The following is a 24,926-nucleotide window of genomic DNA, read 5'->3' as shown; positions in this document are numbered from 1 at the left end:
ATGAGCTTTTTAAAGCGTATGAAAGAAAAACTAATGGGCGCGAAGCCTGAAGAACTTGATGTACAATCGGTAGAGACAAGCGTTGAAAAACCGTTTGACGATGTGGTAGTCCCTCCAGACCGAGAAGTAGCTGTCCCAACTGTAGTTACTCCGGAAATTGAGCGAGAATCTATTGCATCTGATCAAGCTCCTCAAGAAGGAGAATCACAAACTAATGAAGTAATCGTCGTTGAAGAATCAACAACAGAAGTTGTAAAAGTGGAAGAACCCCAAGAAGAGAAAAAATCAAAATGGGGCTTCTCAGCATTTTCGATTACAGAAAAATTCAAAGCGGGCTTAGAGAAAACACGTGATTCATTTACATCAAAAGTGAATGATTTAGTAGCTCGTTACCGTACAGTAGATGAAGATTTCTTTGAAGAACTTGAAGACTTATTACTACAAGCGGACGTTGGTTTTGAGACTGTAATGGAGCTAATGGATAAATTACGCTTTGAAGTTCAACGTCAAAATATTAAAGATACGAGCGGTATCCAATCAATTATTTCAGAAAAGCTTGTTGAAATTTACGAATCAAGTGATGAAGAGTCAATTGAGTTAAATATACAAGATGATGAGTTAACAGTTATTCTTTTTGTTGGTGTGAACGGTGTTGGTAAAACAACAACAATTGGGAAATTGGCGCATCGTCTAAAACAAGAAGGGAAATCAGTAATACTTGCAGCAGGTGATACATTCCGTGCAGGTGCGATTGATCAACTTCAAGTTTGGGGAGACCGTGTTGGTGTGGAAGTTATTAAGCAAGCAGAAGGATCTGATCCTGCTGCAGTAATGTATGATGCCATTCGTGCAGCCAAAAATCGTGGAGCAGATGTACTTATTTGTGATACAGCGGGACGTCTGCAAAATAAAGTTAACTTAATGAATGAATTAGAAAAGGTACACCGTGTAATTTCCCGGGAAATACCGAATGCTCCGCATGAAGTTTTATTAGCTTTAGATGCAACTACTGGACAAAATGCACTAGTGCAGGCACAGACATTTAAAGAAGCAACAAACGTGACAGGTATTGTATTAACAAAACTAGACGGTACTGCAAAAGGTGGTATTGTACTTGCTATTCGTAACAAATTGCATATTCCAGTAAAGTTTGTTGGCTTGGGTGAGAAAATGGATGATTTACAACCATTTGATACAGAACGCTATGTGTATGGCTTATTTGCTGATGCACTTGATCAACAGCTAGCAAAAGAAGAGGAATTAAACGAGCAATAAATAGATAGAAGAAGGATGCATAGCTTTTTGGCTATGCATTTTTCAGCTTTGTAGATTTGGGTTTATATGAGGACTAAAATGTATTTAGACAAGTATATTTACTTGACAGAAATCGGATTATTCCTTATGATACTAAAAGAATGTGTAAAACAGGGGAGAGATTTCTTATGCTTCTTGAAAAAACGACACGCATGAACTTTCTCTTCGACTTTTATCAAGCATTGTTGACTGATAAACAACGTAGCTATATGCAACTTTATTATTTAGATGACCATTCTCTTGGTGAAATTGCTGAAGCTTATGAAGTATCGCGTCAAGCAGTTTACGATAATATTCGTAGAACAGAAGCGATGCTTGAAGAATATGAAGACAAACTTCGATTATTCGAGAAATTTCAAAACAGACAACAAATAATTGCAGAGCTATCGAAAAAAACTACTGACAATAGTGCCTCGCAAACTGTGTGGCTAGAACTTATTGAGCAGTTAAAGCAATGGGATTAGGAGGCGGCATGCATGGCATTTGAAGGATTAGCGGAGCGACTCCAAGGCACGATTTCGAAGATTAAAGGCAAAGGGAAAGTGACGGAACAAGACGTTAAAGAAATGATGCGTGAAGTCCGTTTTGCCTTAATTGAAGCGGACGTAAACTTAAAAGTTGTAAAATCTTTTATTAAGCGCGTTAGTGAACGAGCAATCGGTCAAGACGTCATGAAAAGTCTAACACCCGGTCAACAAGTTATTAAAATCGTAAAAGACGAACTGACAGAATTAATGGGTGGCGAACAAAGCCCTATTAAATTCTCTCAAAAACCACCAACTGTTATTTTAATGGTAGGTTTACAAGGTGCCGGTAAAACAACAACTACTGGTAAACTTGCTAATGTTTTACGCAAAAAGTACAATCGTAAACCATTGCTTGTGGCGGCGGATGTCTACCGTCCAGCAGCCATTAAGCAATTGCAAACATTAGGTGATCAGCTATCTTTGCCGGTATTTGCTCTTGGTACGGAAGTATCTCCTGTGGATATTGTTCGCCAAGCGCTAGAACATGCAAAGGAAGAGCATCATGATGTTGTATTAATCGATACTGCAGGTCGTCTTCATATTGATGAAAACTTAATGCAAGAATTGAAAGATATTCGTGCATTAAGAGAACCAGATGAAGTCTTCTTAGTTGTCGATTCTATGACAGGTCAAGATGCTGTAAATGTAGCTAATAGCTTCAATGAAGCAGTAGGTATTACGGGTGTAGTTCTAACGAAGTTAGATGGGGATACACGTGGTGGTGCGGCTTTATCAATCCGCTCTGTTACAGAAAAACCAATTAAATTTGTCGGTATGGGTGAGAAAATGGATGCTTTAGAGCCATTCCATCCAGAACGTATGGCTTCACGTATTCTTGGTATGGGCGACATGATGTCCTTAATCGAGAAAGCTCAAGCAAACGTTGACGAAGAAAAAGCAAGAGAAATGGAAGAAAAGTTCAGAACACAGAGCTTTACTTTCGATGATTTCTTAGATCAAATGAGCCAAGTAAAAAAAATGGGACCTTTGGATGAAATTTTAAAAATGCTTCCAGGTGCCAATAAAATTAAAGGCTTAGAAAATGCGAAAATCGATGATAAACAAATTGGGCATATAGAGGCGATTATTCTCTCGATGACGCCAACTGAAAAAACGAACCCTGAGATTATCAACTCAAGTCGTAAAAAACGAATTGCAAAAGGTTCAGGTTGCTCTGTTCAAGAAATAAACCGACTTTTAAAACAATTTGAAGATATGAAGAAAATGATGAAGCAAATGACGGGTATGACGCAAAAAGGGAAGAAAAAAATGAAACTTCCTGGTTTGGATTCACTGTTTAAATAACTTTTTAATCTAAAATTTAGTGTGTTAAGAAAAAACACTTTACAAACAATCCAAAGCTTGCTATTATACTATCTTGTGTGAAACTATTCGGAGGTGCAATTAAAAATGGCAGTAAAAATTCGCTTAAAACGTATCGGGGCAAAAAAAGCTCCTTTCTATCGTATTGTAGTAGCAGACGCTCGCGCACCACGCGACGGCCGCTCAATTGAAACAATTGGTACATTCAATCCTTTAACTACTCCAGAAGAAGTTAAGATTGATGAAGAAAAAGCATTAGCATGGTTAGCAAATGGTGCAAAACCATCTGATACAGTACGCAACTTGTTCTCATCACAAGGCATTATGGAAAAATTCCATAACTCAAAAATCAGTAAATAATCGGAGGTGACAGCATGAAGCAGCTGATTGAAACAATCGTTAAACCTTTAGTCGATTATCCAGAAGAAGTTCGTATTATAACCGAGGAGAGTCCGAATCGGATTGTATATAAACTATCTGTTCACCCTAGTGATATGGGCAAAGTAATTGGTAAACAGGGCCGTGTTGCAAAAGCGATGCGTACAATTGTTTATTCAGCAGCGGGCAGTCATCATAAGAAGAAGACGTATGTCGATATTCTAGATTAGTCAAAAAGGAGGGAGCTTTAGTTCCTTCCTTTTTTGTTACGATTAAAATCAATTAGTCCTCTAATAATGTATTGAGGATGTTCACATATTTATTAAGAGGTGATTTAGATGGAATGGTATAACGTAGGTAAAATCGTTAATACACATGGTATAAGAGGTGAGGTGCGTGTCATCTCACAAACGGACTTCCCTGAAGAACGCTATGTAGTGGGAGAACAAATTGCACTGTTTAAGAAAGATTCTAAAAAACCATTGCGACTAACAATCGCATCAGCCCGTGCTCATAAAAACTTCATTCTACTAACGTTTGAAGGATATCCAAATATTAATGATGTAGAAGACTTCCGTGACGGTATTTTAAAAGTATCAGAAAAGCAACTAAGTGAATTAGCTGATGATGAATACTATTACCATGAAATTATTGGCTGTACTGTTTTTGATGAAGAGGGTACAGAAATTGGACAAGTGAAAGAAATTTTCGAAACCGGTGCTAATGATGTCTGGACTCTAAAAGGTGTTAATGGTAAAGATCAATATATTCCAGTAATAGACGACGTCATTAAAGAAATCGACGTTGACGAGAAGAAGATCATTATTCATGTGATGGATGGTTTATTATCATGATGAATATCCACGTACTATCGCTATTCCCGAATATGTTTGAAGGCGTATTTGGTTCTTCTATTTTAAAAAAGGCTCAAGAAAAAGGAGCTGTTACGTTAGGTGTAACAGATTTTCGTGAATTTTCAATTAATAAACACAACCAAGTGGATGATTATCCGTACGGTGGAGGAGCTGGTATGGTATTAAAGCCAGAACCCCTTTTTAACGCCGTAGAAGCGCTTGTAAGCGAAGGAAAAAAGCCGCGTATCATTTTGATGTGTCCACAAGGAGAACGCTATACACAGGCTAAAGCAGAGGAATTAGCGCAAGAGGAAGACTTAATCTTCCTTTGTGGTCATTATGAAGGTTATGATGAGCGTATTCGTCAGCATCTTGTAACGGATGAAATTTCTATTGGGGATTATGTCTTAACGGGTGGTGAGTTGGGGGCAATGACGGTGATTGATAGTGTCGTTCGCCTGTTGCCTGGGGTTTTAGGCAATAATGATTCACCTGTATTAGATTCTTTTTCAACTGGTTTACTAGAACACCCACATTACACTCGTCCTGCTGAATTCCGTGGTATGAGAGTGCCAGATGTTTTACTTTCTGGTAATCATGCAAAAATTGACGAATGGCGTGAGCAACAATCTATAAAAAGAACGTTTGAGAGACGTCCGGATCTGCTTGAAAAAATGGAGTTAAATCCAAAGCAACAAAACTACTTGGATATATTAAAATCGGGTAAATAATTATTGCATATTATCATATCATGTGATAATATTAAAAATGCATTTCTATGAGAAATGCCGAATTACGGTGTTCCGCTGTATCATCAAGAGGAGTTACAAGAACATCTGTCTAAGGAGAGAAAATAATGTCAAACATCATTACAGAAATCACTAAAGAACAACTTCGCACAGACATTCCTGCGTTCCGCGCTGGAGATACTGTAAAAATCGACGTTAAAGTAGTCGAAGGAACTCGCGAACGTATCCAAGTATACGAAGGAGTAGTTATTAAACGTCGTGGTGGCGGTATTAGCGAAACTTTCACAGTTCGTAAAATTTCTTACGGCGTAGGTGTTGAGCGTACGTTCCCAGTTAACACTCCAAAAATCGCTAACTTACAAGTAGTACGTCGCGGTAAAGTACGTCGCGCTAAATTATACTACCTACGTAACTTACGTGGTAAAGCGGCTCGTATTAAAGAAATTCGATAATACATTTTTTTGCCGAAGAGAGAGCTTGTTTTACAAGCTCTCTTTCTTTTTGCTTGAAATGATAAATCCTTGTACAATAAGAACAGAATAGTCAAGGGGGACATCGAAATGGAAAAAACAAAAAAAGAGAAAAATGAGTTATGGGAATGGACAAAGGCATTAGTCATTGCTTTTGCATTAGCTGCAATTATTCGTTATTTTTTATTTACGCCGATTGTAGTAGATGGCGAGTCTATGATGCCAACCCTTGAAAATGGCGACCGCATGATTGTAAATAAGATTGGCTATAAAATTGGTGACTTGCACCGTTTTGATATAGTTGTATTCCATGCACCGGAAAAGAAAGATTATATTAAACGTATTATTGGTTTACCAGGAGATCAGGTAGAATATAAAAATGATCAGCTTTATATCAATGGCAAAGCAATTGCTGAGCCTTATTTACAACAATATAAAGATGAAATTACGGATGAAGGTACATTAACTGAAGATTTTACACTTGTGGATATCCCGGATATGGAACAACTAGATAAAATTCCGGATGGTTATGTTTTTGTAATGGGAGATAATCGTCGTTATAGTAAAGATAGTCGTCACATTGGGATTGTATCAGTAGATGAAATTATCGGTAAAACAAGTATTGTTTTTTGGCCTTTTGATCAAATTGGTACCGTGAAATAACGAATAGGAGTGAAACACATGACCATTCAATGGTTTCCGGGACATATGGCGAAGGCTCGTCGACAAGTAACCGAACAACTGAAATTGGTTGATATTATTTTTGAATTGATTGATGCACGCTTGCCATTATCTTCAAGAAATCCAATGTTAGATGAAGTAATTCATCAAAAAACACGTTTACTTATTTTGAACAAAGCGGATATGGCTGATGAAGTTCAAACACGTAAATGGATAGATTATTTTGAATCAAAAGGGCACAGGGCTGTGGCTATTAATTCATTAGATGGTAAGGGACTTAATAAAGTAACTAAAGCCGCACAAGAATTACTAGCAGAGAAATGGGATCGTATGCGCTCAAAAGGTATGAAACCTCGCGCAATTCGTGCAATGATTGTAGGTATACCAAACGTAGGCAAGTCGACATTGATTAATCGACTTGCTAAAAAGAATATTGCTAAAACAGGAAATACACCTGGTGTAACAAAATCACAACAGTGGATTAAATTTGGTAAAGAGCTTGAACTATTAGATACACCGGGAATTCTATGGCCGAAATTTGAAGACCAAGAAGTAGGGTATAAACTTGCCTTAACAGGTGCTATCAAAGATACCATTACAAATATGGATGACTTAGCTATATATGGATTAAACTTTTTGAGTAAGCATTATAAAGGTCGAATGGAAGAGCGATATAAATTTTCAGAAGTCAGTGAAGATCTTGTAGAGACTTATAATCATATCGGTCAATTGCGTAGAGTATACGCAACTGGCGGTGAAATTGACTATGACCAAGTTGCTGAACTAATTGTACGAGATATTCGTAACCAGCAATTAGGTAAGCTGACATTCGACTTTGTAGAAGACATAATCGAAGAATAAAAACTAACCTTTTTTACCTTTTGGTGAAAAAGGTTTTTTTCTAGATTTTTTAGAAATAGTGCCGATAGTATAAATAGATACAAAAGGGAGTTCTAGTTTTGAAAACGATAAAAGACATTAAAGAAGCATTAAATAATGAGCAACAATACCAATCTTGGATGGTGGAGATAGAAGCAGATGAACGCTTGGGCGTACAAAAAGCATGGCAACAATGGCTTAGAAAAAAAACGAAGCTAGACAAACTATTAGCCGAGCATCAGGCGAAACTGGAATTCGACAATGCTTATCGGCCACACCCTACTGCAAGTATTGCAGGTACAGATGAAGCAGGGAGAGGCCCGTTAGCAGGTCCTGTTGTTACAGCAGCAGTTATTTTACCTAAGGATTGTCCGGAGCTTGTTGGGTTAAATGACTCCAAACAATTATCAAAAGAAACAAGAGAAGCATTTTTCTCTAAAATTATGGAATGTGCTATCGCAACATCTATTCATTTTCAGCCTGAAGAAGTAATTGACAATCTCAATATTTACGAAGCGACAAAGCAGTCAATGAAGGCTTCAATAGAAACACTACAAGTGAAACCTGATTTTGTTTTAGCGGATGCAATGACTTTACCAATCGATATTCCACAAGATTCCATCATTAAAGGTGATGCCAAAAGCTTAGCAATTGCAGCAGCTTCAATATTGGCGAAAACAGCGCGGGATCACTATATGGAAGAAATGGATGAAAAATACCCTCAATACGGTTTTGCACAACACGCAGGTTACGGTACAAAACAACATTTAGAGGCTTTACGTGAATTTGGACCTACAGACATTCATAGAACAACATTTGAACCAATTAAATCAATGATTCTTAAGAAAGGGTGAAGAGTATTGGCTTATACTTCGTTTTCGTCCATACAAATGCAACAAAATCAAAGTTTAAACACACAACAACCAGTGGCTTTAAAACAAGGCCAAGTATTTCACGGTACGATTAAACAGCTTTTTCCTGACAACCAAGCAGAGGTGCAGCTAGGTGGCCATCGTTTTATGGCAAAGTTAGAAGTGCCAATGCAAGCTGGTAATGCACACTATTTTCAAGTAACAGGCATAGAGCCAGACTTACAACTTAAAGTCGTATCGGGTCCTATTAATCAAACAGGAACAATAACACAACAAATTAATCAATTATTAGATTCTATGCATCTTCCGAAGACATCAGAAATGCAACAAATTGCAGCCTATTTCTTAAAGGAAAACGTGCCGATGTCCAAAGAACAGTTAACGCAAGCAGAACAGTTGGTAAAACAATTACCTGCTGGTGTTACGATGAAGGATGCCTTACATGCTTTGCAAAAAATAATTGACTTGAAAATGCCTATGCAACAAGACACGTTCCAAGCACTCATTCAAGGTGGGATGAAACAAGGTTTTACACAAACAATTGATGCTTTACGACAACTATTGCAACAGGATACATCCTTATCACCAGCTATACGCGACCAACTATTACAACAATTACAATTGCTAGCTAAACCGTTTGAAACAGAAACAGGTGGTGCAATTTTAGCGAAAATTATTCAATCTTTAACAGACGCAAATACATCGTCTACTGATAAGAATATTCTAATCCAAATGCTCAAAGAGGTAGGTATCTTACCAAAAAACGCTAATATTTTTAATTGGTCGACAACTGCATTGCAAGGACCATCTGTATCACATTCCAACTCAATTGGACATTTATTACAACAAATTCAAACGGCAACACCAAAGGAAGCTACGCAACTTATCTCCCAATTACAAATGGCAATTACAAATAATGCCGATTTTACAGATTCTCAAAGAGCAGAGCTACAGCAGAACTTGATGAAATTCAATGCTGCTCAATCATCACAACAAGCGTTGTCAACGCTTGTGAAGGAACTGCAGGGACAGTTAGGGAAAATGAGACAAATGAGCATTACAGCACCTTCTACGACGCAATTACTGCAAAGTATTCAGTCTGTTAGTCAAAAAGATATGCCAGACTTCATCACCCAGCTAAAGGTATCCATTGAATCACAAAGTTTATTATCAGCTTCACAGAAAGAAATTCTTATTAATACCCTTGGGAAATTTTCACTGGCAAACAATACCCCTCAATCAATTCAAGTTTTGGTCAAGGAATTACAAGGTCAGCTAATGCAAGCATTTAGCCGAATAGCAGAACAACAACCTTTCAAAACTGATGAACAAAATATAACAGCTAAACAACATTTAATAACATTAATGAATGTGTCTAATTCAACGACTGATGATATGACATTTAGAGTGTTGACACAAATCACAAGTAAGTCTGGGGAACCCTTCATTCAGCAACTTGTATCGCAAGCTGAGCAGAGTGTTCATAATGCAATTGATAGTAAAGCTTTAGAGTCTGCTATGAAACAGACTTTGCATCACCTAGGATTAAGCTATGAAGCAAAATTATTAGATAAAACAGCAGATATGCAGCAACTTGCAGGGCAATTGAAACCACAGTTATTATCATTGTTACAAGAGCCTACTGCTTCAAATGCTACAAAAGCAGTGGCCGAGCAAATCGTTGCTCGTATGAATGGTATGCAATACTTATCAGGAGAAAACGGACCTCAACATCAACTGATTATGCAAATTCCATTAGAGTTTTTTGGACGAAAAACAGATGCCACATTGCAGTGGAATGGTCGTATGAAGGACAATGGTAAAATTGACGCAGACTATGCGAGAATTTTATTTTATTTGCAATTGAATTTACTTCAAGAAACAGTAGTTGATATGCAGGTACAGAGTCGCGTCGTCACAGTAACTGTTTACAATGAGAATGATCAGTTGAAAGAATTAGCAGAGCCGCTTAAAACAGCATTAAAAAAAGGATTATCATCACATGATTATCAATTATCAGGGGTCTTTATGAAAAAATTCGCAGAAAATCAACCAGTGAAAACGACATTAAATGCAAAAACTTCAAAGGATGTCAACGGGGGAGTCGATTTTCGCATATGACAGTAGAAAAACAACAACTTGAACGGAAAGAAGCTGTTGCCCTTTCCTTTAACCCAGGTGGGTTTGAAGCTCCTAAAGTGATTGCGAAAGGTAAAGGGAAAATAGCGGAAAATATTTTAGAACAAGCAAAAGATAATAATATCCCAATTCAAGAAGACCCATCCCTCGTCCAATTATTAGGGCAACTGGACTTAAATGAGTCGATTCCAGAGGAACTATACCAAGCAGTTGCTGAAGTATTTGCGTTTATTTACCGTTTAGATAAAAATTATGAAAATTCAAAATAATGGTCGAAAAAAGTCGATATAAGTCGCGGTCAAAACATTGATATATGTATATTTCGAGCGAATTTGCGGATAACTAAAGGTGAAAGTCGAAATAACAAGAATGTAGACATAGTGAATCAGATTATATACAATGGTTATGTAATAGTTAAACTCTATGGGATTTTGATGGGAGGAAGTTAGATGAATATCCATGAGTACCAAGGGAAAGAAATTCTAAGACAGTACGGGGTATCAGTTCCAAATGGCCGAGTAGCATTTTCACCAGAGGAAGCTGTAAAAGTAGCGAAAGAATTAAGTACAAGTGTAGTCGTTGTTAAGGCTCAAATCCATGCAGGTGGACGTGGTAAAGCAGGTGGCGTTAAAATTGCCAAAAATTTGGACGAGGTACGTTCGTATTCGAAAGAATTATTAGGGAAAATCCTGGTCACTCACCAAACTGGTCCAGAAGGTAAAGAAGTCAAGCGCCTCTACATAGAAGAAGGCTCTGATATTAAAAAAGAGTACTATTTGGGATTTGTAGTAGATCGTGCAACTTCTAGAATTACTTTGATGGGGTCTGAAGAAGGCGGGATGGACATTGAAGAGGTTGCTGAAGCAACCCCTGAGAAAATTTTCAAAGAAGTAGTTGATCCAGCTATCGGACTAACAGGTTTCCAAGCACGTCGTCTTGCGTTTAATATGAATATTCCAGACAAATTAATAAATAAAGCTGCATCACTTATGCTTGGAATTTATAAAGCATTTACTGAAAAAGATGCTTCTATTTTAGAAATCAACCCACTTGTTGTGACTGGTGATGGTAACGTAGTGGCGTTAGATGCAAAATTCAACTTCGATGGAAACGCTTTATATCGTCATAAAGATGTTGTTGAATTACGAGATTTCGAAGAAGAAGATCCAAAGGAAATTGAAGCTTCAAAATATGATTTAAGCTATATTTCATTAGACGGTAGCATTGGTTGTATGGTCAATGGTGCTGGACTTGCTATGGCTACAATGGACACCATTAGTTATTATGGCGGATCACCCGCAAACTTCCTGGACGTTGGGGGCGGTGCAACTGCTGAAAAAGTAACAGAAGCCTTCAAAATCATTCTTTCTGATGCAAGTGTAAAAGGTATATTCGTTAACATTTTCGGGGGTATCATGAAATGTGATATTATCGCAGAAGGTGTTATTACTGCGGCCAAAGAGGTTGGCTTAAATGTACCATTAGTTGTTCGCTTGGAAGGTACGAATGTTGAACTTGGTAAAGCGTTGTTAAATGAATCGGGTATTAATATCGTTACAGCAGATTCAATGGCTGATGGTGCAAGAAAAATTGTAGAACTTGTAGGCTAAGAAGGGCGGGGACTTGAAATGAGCGTTTATATTAATAAAGAAACTAAAGTGCTTGTACAAGGGATTACAGGGTCAACGGCTCTATTCCATACAAAGCAAATGCTAGAATATGGTACAAAAGTTGTAGCAGGAGTTACACCTGGTAAAGGTGGTACAACTGTAGAAGGCGTACCGGTTTTTAACACGGTGGTTGACGCTGTTGAAGCAACAGGTTGTAATGTTTCTGTCATCTACGTACCAGCACCATTTGCGGCAGACGCGATATTAGAAGCTGTAGATGCTGATTTAGATTTAGTTATTTGTATTACTGAGCATATCCCGGTATTAGATATGGTTAAAGTGAAACGTTATATGGAAGGTAAGAAAACACGTCTAATTGGTCCGAACTGTCCAGGTGTTATTACTGCAGATGAATGTAAAATTGGTATTATGCCAGGTTATATCCATAAAAAAGGCCATGTAGGAGTTGTTTCACGCTCTGGTACATTAACTTATGAAGCTGTTCATCAACTTTCTCAAGAGGGTATTGGTCAAACGACTGCTGTTGGGATTGGGGGAGACCCAGTTAATGGTACAAACTTCATTGATGTTTTAAAAGAATTTAATGAGGATCCTGAAACTTATGGTGTCGTAATGATTGGCGAGATTGGCGGTACAGCAGAAGAAGAAGCAGCTGAGTGGATTAAAGCAAATATGACAAAACCTGTTGTAGGCTTTATTGGTGGACAAACTGCTCCTCCTGGGAAACGTATGGGCCATGCTGGTGCCATTATTTCTGGTGGTAAAGGAACAGCTGCAGATAAAATTAAAGCAATGAATGCAGCTGGAATCCAAGTAGCAGAAACGCCATCTGTTATTGGTGAAACATTTATTAAAGTTATTAAAGAACAAGGTTTATACGAAAAATGTAAAACCCATTAATATAGAAGGTGTAGCAAAGTCATATTAGACATTGCTACACCTTTTAAGTAGTTATATGAATGGAGGGCAAAGATGAATGAAGTACAATTGACGCAGAGACTCTTAGCATTGCATTATGTATTTCCCGTGCCTCTAAACAGGTTAGCGCCTTTGTTTAAAGAGGATGTAGAACTTGTAAAATTTGAACAAATGTCCACACAAAAAATTGCGCAATTATTAAATCTCTCCTATGAAAAAGCTACTAGATTAAGAGTTGCTTATATAGAAGCAATGGAAACCCCCTTACTCCAAGCTTATGAACAAAAGTTGATTACCCCTATTCCGTTCTTTCATCCCTTATTCCCTAAAGAGTTATTCGAATTATATGATCCTCCTGTATGTCTATATGTAAAAGGTAAAGTAGATTTACTAGTAAACAAACGTAAGATTGCTATAGTTGGTTCTAGAAAGGCGACAGCCTATACAGAAAATGCATTACAGTATATTATGCCGGCATTGGTAGAAAATGATTATATCATCATCAGCGGCCTAGCAAAGGGAGCTGATCGAATGGCGCATGAAAGTGCAATTGCAAACGGAGGTAAAACAATCGCAATTCTTGGACATGGATTATTTCACCTATATCCGAAAGAAAATAAGAAATTAGCCGAAATAATTAGCAAAGATCATTTATTAATGACAGAATATCCGCCATATATCGAGCCGAAACGATGGTATTTTCCAATGCGGAATCGTATTATTAGCGGTATATCAAAGGCAATACTAGTCACTGAAGCCGCTGAAAAAAGCGGTACTTCCAGTACAATGGACCACGCCTTAGAGCACGGGAAAGAAATTTTCATTGTACCTGGAGATATCACATCAAAACTTTCATTAGGACCTCATAAATTGCTCGCAGAAGGTGCTACACCAGTCTGGAATGGTTATCAAATAATAGAAGAATTAGAAAGATATTTTATTTGACGATGAAATATAACTTGCAAAAATTTCTTTTCTGTTATACATTTTGCAACAGGTATTCTTTTGTAAACGCTAAGAAAAAAAGTTATAGTTGAATGGTAAGGTTTTTAACAATATTTTCATGCACTTATTCAATTTTAACAAGTGAAACTAAAGAAAATGAAACATCACCTCTATAAGGGGGAACTCACATGTCGGATTATTTAGTAATAGTAGAATCGCCCGCAAAAGCAAAAACAATCGAGCGATATTTAGGGAAAAAATATAAAGTAAAAGCATCAATTGGTCACGTACGTGATTTACCTAGAAGTACAATGGGAATTGATACGGAAAATAATTTTGAACCAAGATACATTACCATTCGTGGTAAAGGTCCTGTTTTACAAGATTTAAAATCCGCAGCTAAAAAAGCCAAGAAAATCTATCTCGCGGCCGATCCAGATCGTGAAGGAGAAGCAATTGCTTGGCATTTAGCAACAGCTCTTAACATTGATATAAAATCGGACTGTCGTGTATTATTTAACGAAATCACGAAAGATGCTATTAAAGAGTCATTTAAGCATCCACGTCCTATTGATATGGATTTAGTTGATGCTCAACAAGCACGTCGTATTCTAGACCGTCTTGTAGGGTATAACATTAGTCCTCTTCTATGGAAGAAAGTCAAAAAAGGTTTATCTGCTGGTCGAGTGCAATCAGTTGCACTACGTATGATTATCGACCGTGAAAACGAAATTAAAAACTTCCAGCCTGAAGAATATTGGACAATCGAAGGTAACTTTGAAAAAGGTAACAAGCAATTTGATGCTATTTATTATGGAAATAGTAAAGAGAAAATCAAATTGTCTAATGAAGCACAAGTAAAAGATGTCTTGAAGCTAATGAAGGGCGAAGATTTTGAAGTTGCAAAAGTAGTTAAACGTGAGCGTAAGCGTAATGCGGCTCCATCTTTTACAACATCATCCCTACAACAAGAAGCCGCTCGTAAATTAAACTTCCGGGCGAAAAAAACAATGATGCTTGCACAGCAATTATACGAAGGTATAGATGTTGGAAAAGAAGGCACGGTTGGTTTAATTACGTATATGCGTACCGATTCGACACGTATATCTGAAACGGCGAAAAAAGAAGCATTTGAATACGTGCAATCAACATACGGTAACGAATATACAACGCCCCTTGATCAACAAGCAAAAAAATCTGAAAAGGCGCAAGATGCACATGAAGCAATTCGTCCAACAAGCACGTTGCGTACTCCTGATCAGTTAAAAGCTGTTTTATCTAGAGACCAACTTCGTCTTTATCGTCTAATCTGGGAACGCTTTATAGCGAGCCAAATGGCATCAGCTGTATTAGATACAGTAACAGCAGACTTACAAAATGGTGATGTATTCTTTAGAGCTACAGGTTCTCAAGTGAAATTCCCAGGTTTCATGAAGCTTTATATTGAAGGGTCAGATGACCAAAAAGAAGAAAAGGATAAGCTATTGCCACCAATGGAAAAAGGCGACATTGTAAAATCCTTGAATATTGAACCAAAACAACATTTCACACAGCCGCCACCTCGCTTCTCAGAGGCGCGACTTGTTAAAACGATGGAAGAAATAGGGATAGGTCGACCGTCAACTTACGCTCCAACATTAGATACAATTCAGAAGCGTGGGTATGTCACATTAGATAATAAACGTTTTGTACCTACAGAATTAGGTGAAATTGTTCACTCATTAGTTTTAGAATTTTTCCCAGATATTATTAATATCGAGTTCACTGCAAAAATGGAGCACGATTTAGATAGTATTGAAGAAGGTAATACAAAATGGGTGAGTATCATCGATGAGTTCTATCAAGATTTTGAAAAACATGTACAACACGCTGAAGTGGCAATGGAAAAAGTTGAAATTAAAGATGAACCTGCTGGTGAAGATTGCGAACATTGTGGTTCACCAATGGTATTCAAACTTGGTCGCTATGGTAAATTCATGGCATGTAGCAACTTCCCTGATTGTCGTAATACTAAAGCAATTGTTAAAGCAATCGGCGTAACATGCCCAACATGTAAAGAGGGCGAAATAGTAGAACGTAAGAGTAAAACAAAACGCATTTTCTATGGTTGTAATCGTTATCCTGACTGTGAGTTTGTATCATGGGATAAACCAATTAACAGACCATGTCCAAAATGTAGTGAATTATTAGTTGAGAAGAAACTGAAAAAAGGCGTGCAAATTCAGTGTACGAAATGTGACTATAAAGAAACAGCATCACAATGATGAGTAAAAGAAAGAGGTATATATTAGCATGACAACAATCGTAAATGTAATCGGTGCAGGACTAGCAGGTAGTGAAGCAGCTTGGCAAATTGCGAAAAGAGGCATTCAAGTTCGTTTATATGAAATGCGTCCAGTAAAACAAACGCCTGCTCACCACACAGATAAATTTGCAGAATTAGTATGTAGTAACTCACTACGTGCCAATAACTTAACAAATGCTGTTGGCGTTATTAAAGAAGAAATGCGTATGTTAGATTCGGTTATTATAGAAGCAGCAGATCGTAGTTCAGTTCCTGCCGGTGGAGCGCTAGCGGTAGATCGCCACGAATTCGCTGGCTATGTAACAGAAAAAGTCAAAAATCATCCACTTATTGAAGTAATTAATGAAGAAGTAACTGAAATTCCTGAAGAGGGTATAACAGTTATTGCTACAGGTCCATTAACTTCAAAAGCATTAGCAGAACAAATTCAAGCTTTAACAGGAGAAGAATATCTTTATTTCTATGATGCAGCTGCGCCGATAATAGAAAAAGACAGCATTGATATGGATAAAGTATATTTAAAATCTCGTTATGATAAAGGTGAAGCAGCATACTTAAATTGCCCAATGACTGAAGAGGAATTCAACCGTTTCCAAGAAGCCTTAATTAACGCTGAAGTTGCACCATTAAAAGAGTTTGAAAAAGAAAAGTACTTTGAAGGTTGTATGCCGATTGAAGTAATGGCTGCACGCGGTCCGAAAACTATGCTATTTGGTCCTATGAAACCAGTAGGCTTAGAAGATCCTAGAACAGGTAAACGTCCCCATGCAGTTGTACAACTACGCCAAGATGACGCTGCAGGTACGCTTTATAACTTAGTAGGTTTCCAAACACATTTAAAATGGGGAGCACAAAAAGAAGTATTTAGTATGATTCCTGGTTTGGAAAATGTGGAAATCGTTCGTTATGGTGTTATGCATCGAAATACTTTTATCAATTCTCCTAAAGCATTAGCACCAACTTATCAACTAAAAAGTCGTCCAAACATTTTCTTTGCCGGCCAAATGACAGGTGTAGAGGGTTATGTTGAGTCAGCAGGTAGTGGTCTAATTGCAGGTATTAATGCTGCACATCTTGCAATGGAGAAAGACTTGTTAATCTTCCCAGCAGAAACGGCTTTAGGAAGTATGGCGCGTTATATAACAGAAGCGGATTCAAAACACTTCCAACCAATGAATGTGAACTTTGGTTTATTCCCTAAACTGGGTGAAAAAATTAAATCGAAGCAAGAACGCGGAGAAAAACACGCAGAGCGCGCATTGGCTGCTATTCAAAATTTTAAAAATACAACAAATATCTAATTGTTTTAAGCCTTTAAAATTGTTACAATTTTAGAGGCTTTTTTGTTTATAAATGAAGATAATTTCTCATAATTGAAAATAAGATACAAATAGTGGTAATTCGATAGTTAGAATAATACATTTAAGTGTAACAAAGTTATCTAAAAGACATGAATAAACTTTTCTTTAAAAACTTTATTTTGACTTATGAACTGAAGTGTCGAACAATTCACATGAGTGTGTTATACTCATATGTGCCTTAAACAACTAGGATTAACATTAGCTCTAGATTAGTACTCGTTTTTGCTTTATAAAAATGCTTAGAGTTAGATGGTTAAATTTGGAACTTTTATTAACGAGGTGTTCAAATGAACATACGATCTGAACAAGCACTTGAGCAATTTGTTATTTACATTCAATTAGAAAAAAATTTTTCACCATTAACAGTGCGAGAATATCAATCTGATTTACATGAATTTTTATCTTTCTTAAAAGTAGAAGGCGTAGTAGATTTAGCTGATGTTGAATATATTCACGCACGACTTTACGTAACAAAATTGTACGAAGAAAAAAAAGCGAGAACAACTATCTCAAGGAAGATTTCCTCAATCCGTTCTTTTTTTCGTTTTTTGAATAAAGAATATGGATTGGATGATGCCGGCTTTCAAGCCCTTTATCATCCGAAAAAAGAAGATAGATTACCGCGCTTTTTTTATGAAGAAGAGCTTGCCAGATTGTTTCAGGCAAACGAAGGGGAAGATCCGAAGTCGTTACGAGATACAGCCATTCTTGAATTGTTGTATGCTACAGGTATTCGGGTTAGTGAATTGACATCTATTGAAATGAAAGATGTTGATTTTTCGATATGCATTTTACGTGTGATGGGAAAAGGGAGAAAAGAACGTTATGTACCATTTGGACATTTTGCTTCGGAGGCATTGCAACAATACCTAGCAAATTCACGTCCTAAACTTATGAAAGGCCTTCAAAACCCTCAACTATTTGTCAATATGCGAGGTGGAGCCCTTACCGCAAGAGGTATTCGTTATATATTAAATGATATGATGAAAAATGCAGAATTACATTCTAATATTTATCCTCATATGTTAAGACACACCTTTGCCACGCATTTATTAAACAATGGAGCAGATTTACGTACCGTGCAAGAATTACTCGGACACGCAAATTTATCTTCTACGCAAGTTTATACGCATGTGACAAAAGAACATCTAAGAAACACATATATGAATGCTCATCCAAGAGCGTAACAATTGGGAGGAGGGTTATTATGGTTGAAATGCATGCAACCACAATTTTTGCAGTACAACATAAAGGGCAGAGCGCGATGGCAGGTGACGGACAGGTGACACTTGGTAATGCAGTCGTGATGAAACACACAGCTAAGAAAGTGCGTCGTCTTTATAACGGTAAAGTATTAGCGGGGTTTGCTGGTTCTGTTGCTGACGCGTTTACATTGTTTGAAATGTTTGAAGGGAAACTTATGGAGTTTGATGGCAACCTTCAACGTGCTTCAGTCGAAGTAGCTAAGCAGTGGCGCGGAGATAAAATGTTGCAAAAATTAGAAGCAATGTTACTTGTGATGAATAGTGAAACACTACTACTTGTTTCTGGTTCTGGTGAAGTCATTGAACCTGATGACGGCATCTTAGCAATTGGCTCGGGAGGTAACTATGCTTTATCAGCTGGTCGAGCGTTGAAGCAATACTCTGGTGAAACATTATCGGCAGAAGAAATTGCAAAAGCATCGCTTGAAATTGCGGCAGATATTTGTGTATTTACGAACCATAATATTATCGTGGAGGCACTGTAACTATGACACAACAACAAACGCCTAGACAAATGACCGAGTATTTAGATCGTTATATCGTTGGACAACGTGATGCTAAACGCGCGGTAGCTGTTGCGCTTCGTAATCGTCATCGTCGTCAACTTTTAGATGAAGAGATGAAAAATGAAGTCATCCCTAAAAACATCTTAATGATTGGACCAACTGGAGTTGGTAAAACGGAGATTGCTAGACGTATCGCACGTTTAGCAAAAGCGCCTTTCATAAAAATAGAAGCGACAAAATTTACTGAAGTGGGTTATGTAGGTCGTGATGTGGAATCGATGGTACGTGACTTAGTAGAAGTAGCTAATCGACTCGTGAAAGAAGAAAAATATGAAGAAGTGAAGGACCAAGCTGAAACACTAGCTAATGAACAAATTGTGAAATTACTTGTACCAAGTATGCGTAAAAAGCAATCAACTTCAAATCCCTTCGAAATGTTTTTCGGACAAAATTCCGAGAAGGAAGAAGAAACAACTACAGATGATACAGAAATACGTTTAAAACGTTCGCAAATTGCAGAAGATTTAAAAGCAGGTAAGCTTGAAGATGAGTGGATATCTGTAGAAGTGACGGAACAAGCACCATCTATGTTTGGTGGGTTTCCTGGAGCGGGTATGGATATGGGTGGTAGTAACATGGGTGATATGTTATCAAGCTTAATGCCAAAGCAAAAGAAGAAACGTCGTCTACAAGTAAAAGATGCTAGACGTATACTTATAATAGAAGAAGCTAATAATTTAATTGACTCTGATGAGGTTTCTCAAGAAGCAATTACGCGTGCTGAGCAAACGGGTATCATCTTTATCGATGAAATTGACAAAATTGCAAACAAGAATGGCAATTCTGGTTCTGCTAATGTATCAAGAGAAGGCGTTCAACGTGATATTTTACCAATTGTTGAAGGTTCGACTGTTAATACGAAGTATGGTCCTGTCAAAACAGATTATATGCTATTCATTGCTGCAGGTGCATTCCATATGTCTAAGCCATCAGATTTAATCCCTGAGCTACAAGGGCGCTTCCCAATTCGCGTTGAATTAGAAAAGCTGACGAAGGAAGACTTCGTACGTATTTTAAAAGAGCCAGACCATTCGTTAATTCTTCAGTATAAGGCATTACTAAATACTGAAGGTGTTGAAATTGAGTTTACAGAAGAAGCGATTGACCGTATTGCGGAAATTGCAACATTCGTTAACCAAGAAACAGATAATATCGGGGCACGCCGCCTGCATACGATTTTGGAACGTCTTTTAGAAGAGTTGTCATTTGAAGCAGCAGATATCGCTCCAGCTCACATCGATATTACACCGTCATACGTAGATCAAAAACTTGGAGAAATTGCTAAGAACAAAGATTTGTCTCAATTTATTTTATAGTTTATAATCTAGGTTGTTATATGAAAATTTATAAAATTATGAAAATTAAATAAACTACGCAGAAAATATTACAGGAGGCTAAATAAAAATGAATTTATTAGCTAAAACAAGAAAAATTAACTCAATGCTTCAAGCATCTGCTGGGAAACCAGTTAACTTTAAAGAAATGGCTGACACATTAGGAACAGTCATCGAAAGTAACGTATACATTGTAAGTCGTAAAGGTAAATTATTAGGTATTTCAATTACTCAACAAATTGAAAACGAGCGCATTAATAAAATGTTTGAAGAGCGTCGTTTCCCTGAAGAATATACTCAAAATTTATATGATTTCTCTGAAACTGCTCCTAATCTTGATGTCCATGATGAACATAGTGCATTCCCGTTTGAAAACAAAGAGCTTTTCAAATCAGGTCTAACTACAATTGTACCGATTATTGGTGGTGGCGAACGCCTAGGAACATTAATTTTAGCACGTCTAGCAGGTACTTTTGAGGATGACGATTTAATCCTTGCTGAATACGGTGCAACAGTAGTAGGTATGGAAATTCTTCGTGAAAAAGCTGAAGAAATAGAAGAGGAAGCTCGTAGCAAAGCAGTCGTACAAATGGCGATCAACTCATTATCATACAGTGAATTAGAAGCTATTGAGCATATCTTCGAAGAACTAGATGGCAGCGAAGGATTACTAGTCGCTTCTAAAATTGCTGACCGAGTAGGTATTACACGTTCAGTTATCGTTAATGCTTTACGTAAACTAGAATCAGCTGGTGTAATTGAATCACGCTCACTAGGTATGAAAGGTACGTATATTAAAGTATTAAACGATAAATTCCTAAATGCATTAGCAGAAATCAAAATGCGCTAATAATTCCGACCTAACTATCCCAAAGTCTATGGAAGACTTTGGGATAGTTTTTTTATACCACTAAATCAATAATTGTACCTAGCGAATTATTGATCTATATTTGAAAAATCATTAAAAGACAAAGGGAATTCAAAAATATTGTCGATTAAAATGGTGGATTTACAAAATCAATTGAATATGCTGAAAAAACATAATTCTTTTGTATGAAATGATTATATAATATATAGTTACCATTTTACCTTTTAAAAAGGATGGAAAGTAATGAAAAGGTAGTTATTTTTAGAATAAATTAGTAAAGAACTATTATTATATGTGAAGTCTGTTATAGTAATATCAAGTTAAATTATTAGAAAATTGTACAAAAAATATCAAATGAATATGTGTCGAATTGGTGTTATTAGGAGGATTTAACTTTCTAATAATATTGAATGGCTAAGAAATACCTATAAACTCAATAGCCGCTTAAGAAGTGGATAAAATAAAGGATTAAGTTTATTAACACTATTGTTATAGTGAATAATACCTTTACCCCTTATAGGATAAGGGGTTTAGAAGTTTTGAAAGAAAAGGGGAGTAAAGTGATAAAAATGGGTTTTTGTACCTATCAAAAAGAACCTAATACGGATAGACACTAGGATACATCTCTAATACAATTAGATAGTAAAAATAAAATTGAAATTTGGTAGTTTATATCGAATTGGGGTGAAATATTTGGATTTATTTAGTGGAACGATAAGTAATTTGGAAAACGGCCTCGCTTATGCTACGGTGAAGAATAAAACAATCGCTCAAAATATAGCGAATAATGACACACCAAACTATAAGGCGAAAGACGTTAGTTTTAAAAAAATGTTAACTGAGGCACAAAATACATATATTCAAGCAAACAGAACAGATCAAAGACATTTTGATTTTACTACTAAGAATTCGACACCAGGTGTTTATAGTTATTCTAATCTTCGCTACCGAGAAAATGGTAATGGTGTAGATATGGATAAAGAACAAGCAAGTTTGGCGGAGAACACAATTTTCTATAATGCCTTGGTTGACCGTATTAACGGTAAATTAAATACATTACAAACTGTCATTAAAGGGGGTAACTAATTTTGTCTATCTTCCATAGTATGAACACGACTGGCTCAGCACTTACTGCTCAGCGTCTAAGAATGGATGTCATTTCGTCTAATATGGCAAATGTCGATACTACACGAGCGACAATGGAAAATGGTGAATGGGTTCCGTATCGTCGTAAAACAGTAACGTTAACTTCGAAAGAAGGACAATTTTCTAATTATTTAAATACGGCAATGGGTTCAACAAGTAAACAAGGAGTTGGCAATGGTGTCAAAGTGACAGGGATAAATAATGATACTGAAACACCATTCAAACTTATTTATGATCCAACACATCCAGATGCTAATGATGAAGGTTATGTGCAAACTTCAAATGTTGATCCTTTAAAAGAAATGGTAAACCTAATATCTGCTACACGATCATACGAAGCGAACGTAACGGTTTTTAATGCAAATAAATCGATGCTAACAAAAGCTCTAGAAATAGGTAAATAATTTCAATAAAGGAGGATGGGTTAATTGCCAGTATCACAAGTATCTGTAATGCAACCAGTTCAACCAACTATGACACAAAGAGTTGCTGAAACGATGCCTACAGAATCAAAAGAGAGTTTTGGAACAATGTTAAAAGATGCTATTCAATCTGTAAACGACAGTCAAGTCGCTTCAGATAATATGACAACTAAGTTGATAAACGGTGATAATGTTGAACTTCATGACGTTATGATTACTTCTCAAAAAGCGAGTATAACATTGAATACAGCATTACAAGTACGTAATAAAGTAGTAGAGGCGTATCAAGAAATTATGCGAATGACAGTTTAATTCGAACGGTTAGTGCGGATTTAACCACGTATTAGAACATTCACTATAACCGGAGGCTTAAAATGAATGAAAGACTGACAAAAATCAAAACCGACTCCACGAGGTTTTGGGGAAGTCGTACGAAAGCACAAAAAGGTACGTTAATAGGTTCCCTTCTTGGAATTATTATTTTGGCAGCTGTTATTACATACTTTGCAACTCGAGTTACGTATGCGCCACTTTATTCAGACTTATCGACTGCTGAAGTAGGGAAAATAAAAGAAACCCTTGATGCTCAAGGAACAAAATATAAAATTGCACCAGGTGGAACATCTATCTTAGTTCCAGAAAATCAAGTCGATCCACTATTAGTACAATTAGCATCGGAAGGTTTTCCTCAATCTGGTAAAATAGATTACTCATTTTTCTCTCAAAACGCTGGATTTGGTATGACAGATAATGAATTTAGCGTTCTAAAATTAGCTTCTACACAAACAGAACTAGCTAATTTAATTAAAGGTATTAAAGGTGTAAAAGACGCCAAAGTAATGATCACTTTACCTGAAGAGGGTGTATTCGTAAGTGATACACAGCAACCAGCTAGTGCATCGATAGTTTTGAATACGGAACCAGGCTATCAATTTACTGAAACGCAAATTCAAACACTTTATAATTTGGCATCTAAAAGTGTTCCGAACCTAACACCCGAAAATATTGTAATTACAAATCAATACTTTGAATATTACGATTTACAGTCTACTAATACTGCAACAGCGGGAGCTAGTGGAGCGGATGTCAATCAACAATTGACACTTAAAAAGCAAATTGAACGTGATTTGCAACGCCAAGTGCAAACAATGTTAGGTACTTTAATGGGAGCAGATAAAGTAGCCGTTGTAGTGACTACTGATATTGATTTTACCCAAGAACAACGTGAAGAAAATTTAGTTGAACCAGTAGATAAAGAGAATATGGCTGGTATCCAAATCAGTGCACAGCGTATTAGTGAAACATTTACAGGTACTGGAGCAGCAGCTTCGGGTACACCAGAAGCTGAAAATGCAACTGATAATTTTACAAACTATCAGTCTGGGTCAACTGGAGATGGAGATTACGAGAAAACTGAAGAGACGATTAATAATGAAGTGAATCGTATTAAACGTCAGATTGTAGAAAGTCCGTATCGTATTCGTGACTTAGGTATTCAAGTAATGGTAGAACCACCAACTGCTAACGACGCAACGACATTACCAACAAATGTACAACAGGATATTCAAAGTATGCTTGCATCAATCGTCCGTACTTCAATTGATAAAAATGAAGCTGGACAATTAACTGATGCTCAAATCGATCAAAAAATAAATGTTACTGTTCAACAATTGAATGGTAAAGCACAATTAGCTTCAACTGAGACAAGTAAAATTCCATGGTGGGTATATGTGATTGGCGGTATTTTAGTAGCTGCTATTATTTTACTAGCATTCTTTATTTTACGTTCTAGAAAACAAAACGCGACAGAAGAAAATATGATTCTAGAAGATCAAGAGGAAATAGTTGAAGTAGAAGATATCTCTACAGAAAAAGAAACAGAATCAACCGTACGACGTAAACAGCTTGAGAAGATGGCAAAAGACAAGCCAGATGATTTCGCGAAATTATTACGTACATGGATAACTGAAGATTAATGG

26 protein-coding genes are annotated in these 24,926 nt (G+C 36.8%); all 26 read left to right on the top strand.

Annotated features, from left to right (window positions below; genetic code table 11):
• Entirely contained in the window at positions 1-1,275 is a 1,275-nt protein-coding gene (gene ftsY / locus MHH98_RS16870; RefSeq protein WP_340711557.1) for a signal recognition particle-docking protein FtsY, read from the top strand.
• A 167-nt stretch (positions 1,276-1,442) separates the two neighbouring features.
• On the top strand, positions 1,443-1,778 hold the full coding sequence (locus MHH98_RS16865; protein WP_038184004.1) for a putative DNA-binding protein: 336 nt from the start codon (positions 1,443-1,445) through the stop codon (positions 1,776-1,778).
• A gap of 12 nt (positions 1,779-1,790) precedes the next feature.
• Positions 1,791-3,146 (top strand): signal recognition particle protein, encoded by a 1,356-nt coding sequence (gene ffh / locus MHH98_RS16860; protein ID WP_340713286.1) that lies wholly within the window; start codon positions 1,791-1,793, stop codon positions 3,144-3,146.
• 105 nt (positions 3,147-3,251) lie between these two features.
• Positions 3,252-3,524, top strand: coding sequence for a 30S ribosomal protein S16 (rpsP, locus tag MHH98_RS16855; RefSeq protein ID WP_038184010.1), 273 nt, complete (start codon positions 3,252-3,254; stop codon positions 3,522-3,524).
• A gap of 14 nt (positions 3,525-3,538) precedes the next feature.
• Complete coding sequence (locus MHH98_RS16850) at positions 3,539-3,772, top strand: KH domain-containing protein (RefSeq protein WP_038184012.1); 234 nt, start codon at positions 3,539-3,541, stop codon at positions 3,770-3,772.
• A gap of 108 nt (positions 3,773-3,880) precedes the next feature.
• Positions 3,881-4,396, top strand: a complete 516-nt coding sequence (gene rimM / locus MHH98_RS16845; protein ID WP_038184015.1) for a ribosome maturation factor RimM — start codon at positions 3,881-3,883, stop codon at positions 4,394-4,396.
• On the top strand, positions 4,396-5,127 hold the full coding sequence (gene trmD / locus MHH98_RS16840; RefSeq protein WP_038184436.1) for a tRNA (guanosine(37)-N1)-methyltransferase TrmD: 732 nt from the start codon (positions 4,396-4,398) through the stop codon (positions 5,125-5,127). The genes rimM and trmD overlap by 1 nt, the downstream gene beginning before the upstream one ends.
• 125 nt (positions 5,128-5,252) lie before the next feature.
• A complete protein-coding gene (gene rplS / locus MHH98_RS16835) occupies positions 5,253-5,597 on the top strand; it encodes a 50S ribosomal protein L19 (protein WP_038184017.1) in 345 nt (114 codons plus the stop codon).
• 108 nt (positions 5,598-5,705) lie between these two features.
• The gene (gene lepB, locus MHH98_RS16830) at positions 5,706-6,278 is read left to right on the top strand and encodes a signal peptidase I (protein ID WP_038184020.1); all 573 of its coding nucleotides are present in this window, start codon (positions 5,706-5,708) and stop codon (positions 6,276-6,278) included.
• An 18-nt stretch (positions 6,279-6,296) separates the two neighbouring features.
• The gene (gene ylqF / locus MHH98_RS16825) at positions 6,297-7,157 is read left to right on the top strand and encodes a ribosome biogenesis GTPase YlqF (protein WP_038184024.1); all 861 of its coding nucleotides are present in this window, start codon (positions 6,297-6,299) and stop codon (positions 7,155-7,157) included.
• A 98-nt stretch (positions 7,158-7,255) separates the two neighbouring features.
• Positions 7,256-8,029, top strand: a complete 774-nt coding sequence (locus tag MHH98_RS16820; protein ID WP_340713285.1) for a ribonuclease HII — start codon at positions 7,256-7,258, stop codon at positions 8,027-8,029.
• Positions 8,030-8,035: 6 nt separating this feature from the next.
• Positions 8,036-10,168, top strand: a complete 2,133-nt coding sequence (locus MHH98_RS16815) for a hypothetical protein (RefSeq protein ID WP_340713283.1) — start codon at positions 8,036-8,038, stop codon at positions 10,166-10,168.
• Positions 10,165-10,455, top strand: coding sequence for an EscU/YscU/HrcU family type III secretion system export apparatus switch protein (locus MHH98_RS16810; protein WP_038184034.1), 291 nt, complete (start codon positions 10,165-10,167; stop codon positions 10,453-10,455). The genes MHH98_RS16815 and MHH98_RS16810 overlap by 4 nt, the downstream gene beginning before the upstream one ends.
• A 180-nt stretch (positions 10,456-10,635) precedes the next feature.
• Positions 10,636-11,796 (top strand): ADP-forming succinate--CoA ligase subunit beta, encoded by a 1,161-nt coding sequence (gene sucC / locus MHH98_RS16805; RefSeq protein WP_038184037.1) that lies wholly within the window; start codon positions 10,636-10,638, stop codon positions 11,794-11,796.
• Between the two features lie 18 nt (positions 11,797-11,814).
• Entirely contained in the window at positions 11,815-12,717 is a 903-nt protein-coding gene (gene sucD / locus MHH98_RS16800) for a succinate--CoA ligase subunit alpha (protein ID WP_038184052.1), read from the top strand.
• Positions 12,718-12,789: 72 nt separating this feature from the next.
• A complete protein-coding gene (gene dprA, locus MHH98_RS16795; RefSeq protein ID WP_038184055.1) occupies positions 12,790-13,680 on the top strand; it encodes a DNA-processing protein DprA in 891 nt (296 codons plus the stop codon).
• A gap of 188 nt (positions 13,681-13,868) precedes the next feature.
• Positions 13,869-15,944 (top strand): type I DNA topoisomerase, encoded by a 2,076-nt coding sequence (gene topA / locus MHH98_RS16790; RefSeq protein WP_038184057.1) that lies wholly within the window; start codon positions 13,869-13,871, stop codon positions 15,942-15,944.
• Positions 15,945-15,972: 28 nt separating this feature from the next.
• Positions 15,973-17,286 carry an FADH(2)-oxidizing methylenetetrahydrofolate--tRNA-(uracil(54)-C(5))-methyltransferase TrmFO gene (gene trmFO / locus MHH98_RS16785; RefSeq protein WP_038184061.1) on the top strand — a complete coding sequence of 438 codons (1,314 nt, stop codon included), beginning with the start codon at positions 15,973-15,975 and terminating at the stop codon, positions 17,284-17,286.
• Between the two features lie 347 nt (positions 17,287-17,633).
• Positions 17,634-18,533 carry a tyrosine recombinase XerC gene (gene xerC / locus MHH98_RS16780; protein ID WP_038184063.1) on the top strand — a complete coding sequence of 300 codons (900 nt, stop codon included), beginning with the start codon at positions 17,634-17,636 and terminating at the stop codon, positions 18,531-18,533.
• 20 nt (positions 18,534-18,553) lie between these two features.
• Complete coding sequence (gene hslV, locus MHH98_RS16775) at positions 18,554-19,096, top strand: ATP-dependent protease subunit HslV (RefSeq protein WP_038184066.1); 543 nt, start codon at positions 18,554-18,556, stop codon at positions 19,094-19,096.
• A 2-nt stretch (positions 19,097-19,098) separates the two neighbouring features.
• A complete protein-coding gene (gene hslU / locus MHH98_RS16770) occupies positions 19,099-20,493 on the top strand; it encodes an ATP-dependent protease ATPase subunit HslU (RefSeq protein ID WP_038184069.1) in 1,395 nt (464 codons plus the stop codon).
• 88 nt (positions 20,494-20,581) lie between these two features.
• Positions 20,582-21,361 carry a GTP-sensing pleiotropic transcriptional regulator CodY gene (gene codY / locus MHH98_RS16765; RefSeq protein WP_038184082.1) on the top strand — a complete coding sequence of 260 codons (780 nt, stop codon included), beginning with the start codon at positions 20,582-20,584 and terminating at the stop codon, positions 21,359-21,361.
• 711 nt (positions 21,362-22,072) lie between these two features.
• Positions 22,073-22,465: a flagellar basal body rod protein FlgB gene (flgB, locus tag MHH98_RS16760; RefSeq protein WP_076065423.1), complete on the top strand. Its 393-nt coding sequence runs from the start codon at positions 22,073-22,075 to the stop codon at positions 22,463-22,465.
• Positions 22,466-22,467: 2 nt separating this feature from the next.
• On the top strand, positions 22,468-22,929 hold the full coding sequence (gene flgC / locus MHH98_RS16755) for a flagellar basal body rod protein FlgC (protein ID WP_038184088.1): 462 nt from the start codon (positions 22,468-22,470) through the stop codon (positions 22,927-22,929).
• Positions 22,930-22,953: 24 nt separating this feature from the next.
• Entirely contained in the window at positions 22,954-23,259 is a 306-nt protein-coding gene (gene fliE / locus MHH98_RS16750) for a flagellar hook-basal body complex protein FliE (RefSeq protein WP_412104686.1), read from the top strand.
• A gap of 62 nt (positions 23,260-23,321) precedes the next feature.
• Positions 23,322-24,923, top strand: coding sequence for a flagellar basal-body MS-ring/collar protein FliF (fliF, locus tag MHH98_RS16745; protein ID WP_038184091.1), 1,602 nt, complete (start codon positions 23,322-23,324; stop codon positions 24,921-24,923).
• Positions 24,924-24,926 lie beyond the last annotated feature (3 nt).

It is taken from the genome of Viridibacillus sp. FSL H8-0110 (assembly GCF_038003565.1).
Classification (GTDB): Bacteria; Bacillota; Bacilli; order Bacillales_A; family Planococcaceae; genus Viridibacillus; species Viridibacillus arenosi.
The sequence above is the reverse complement of the archived record's forward strand: the minus strand, read 5'-3'. Positions and strand labels throughout refer to the sequence as shown.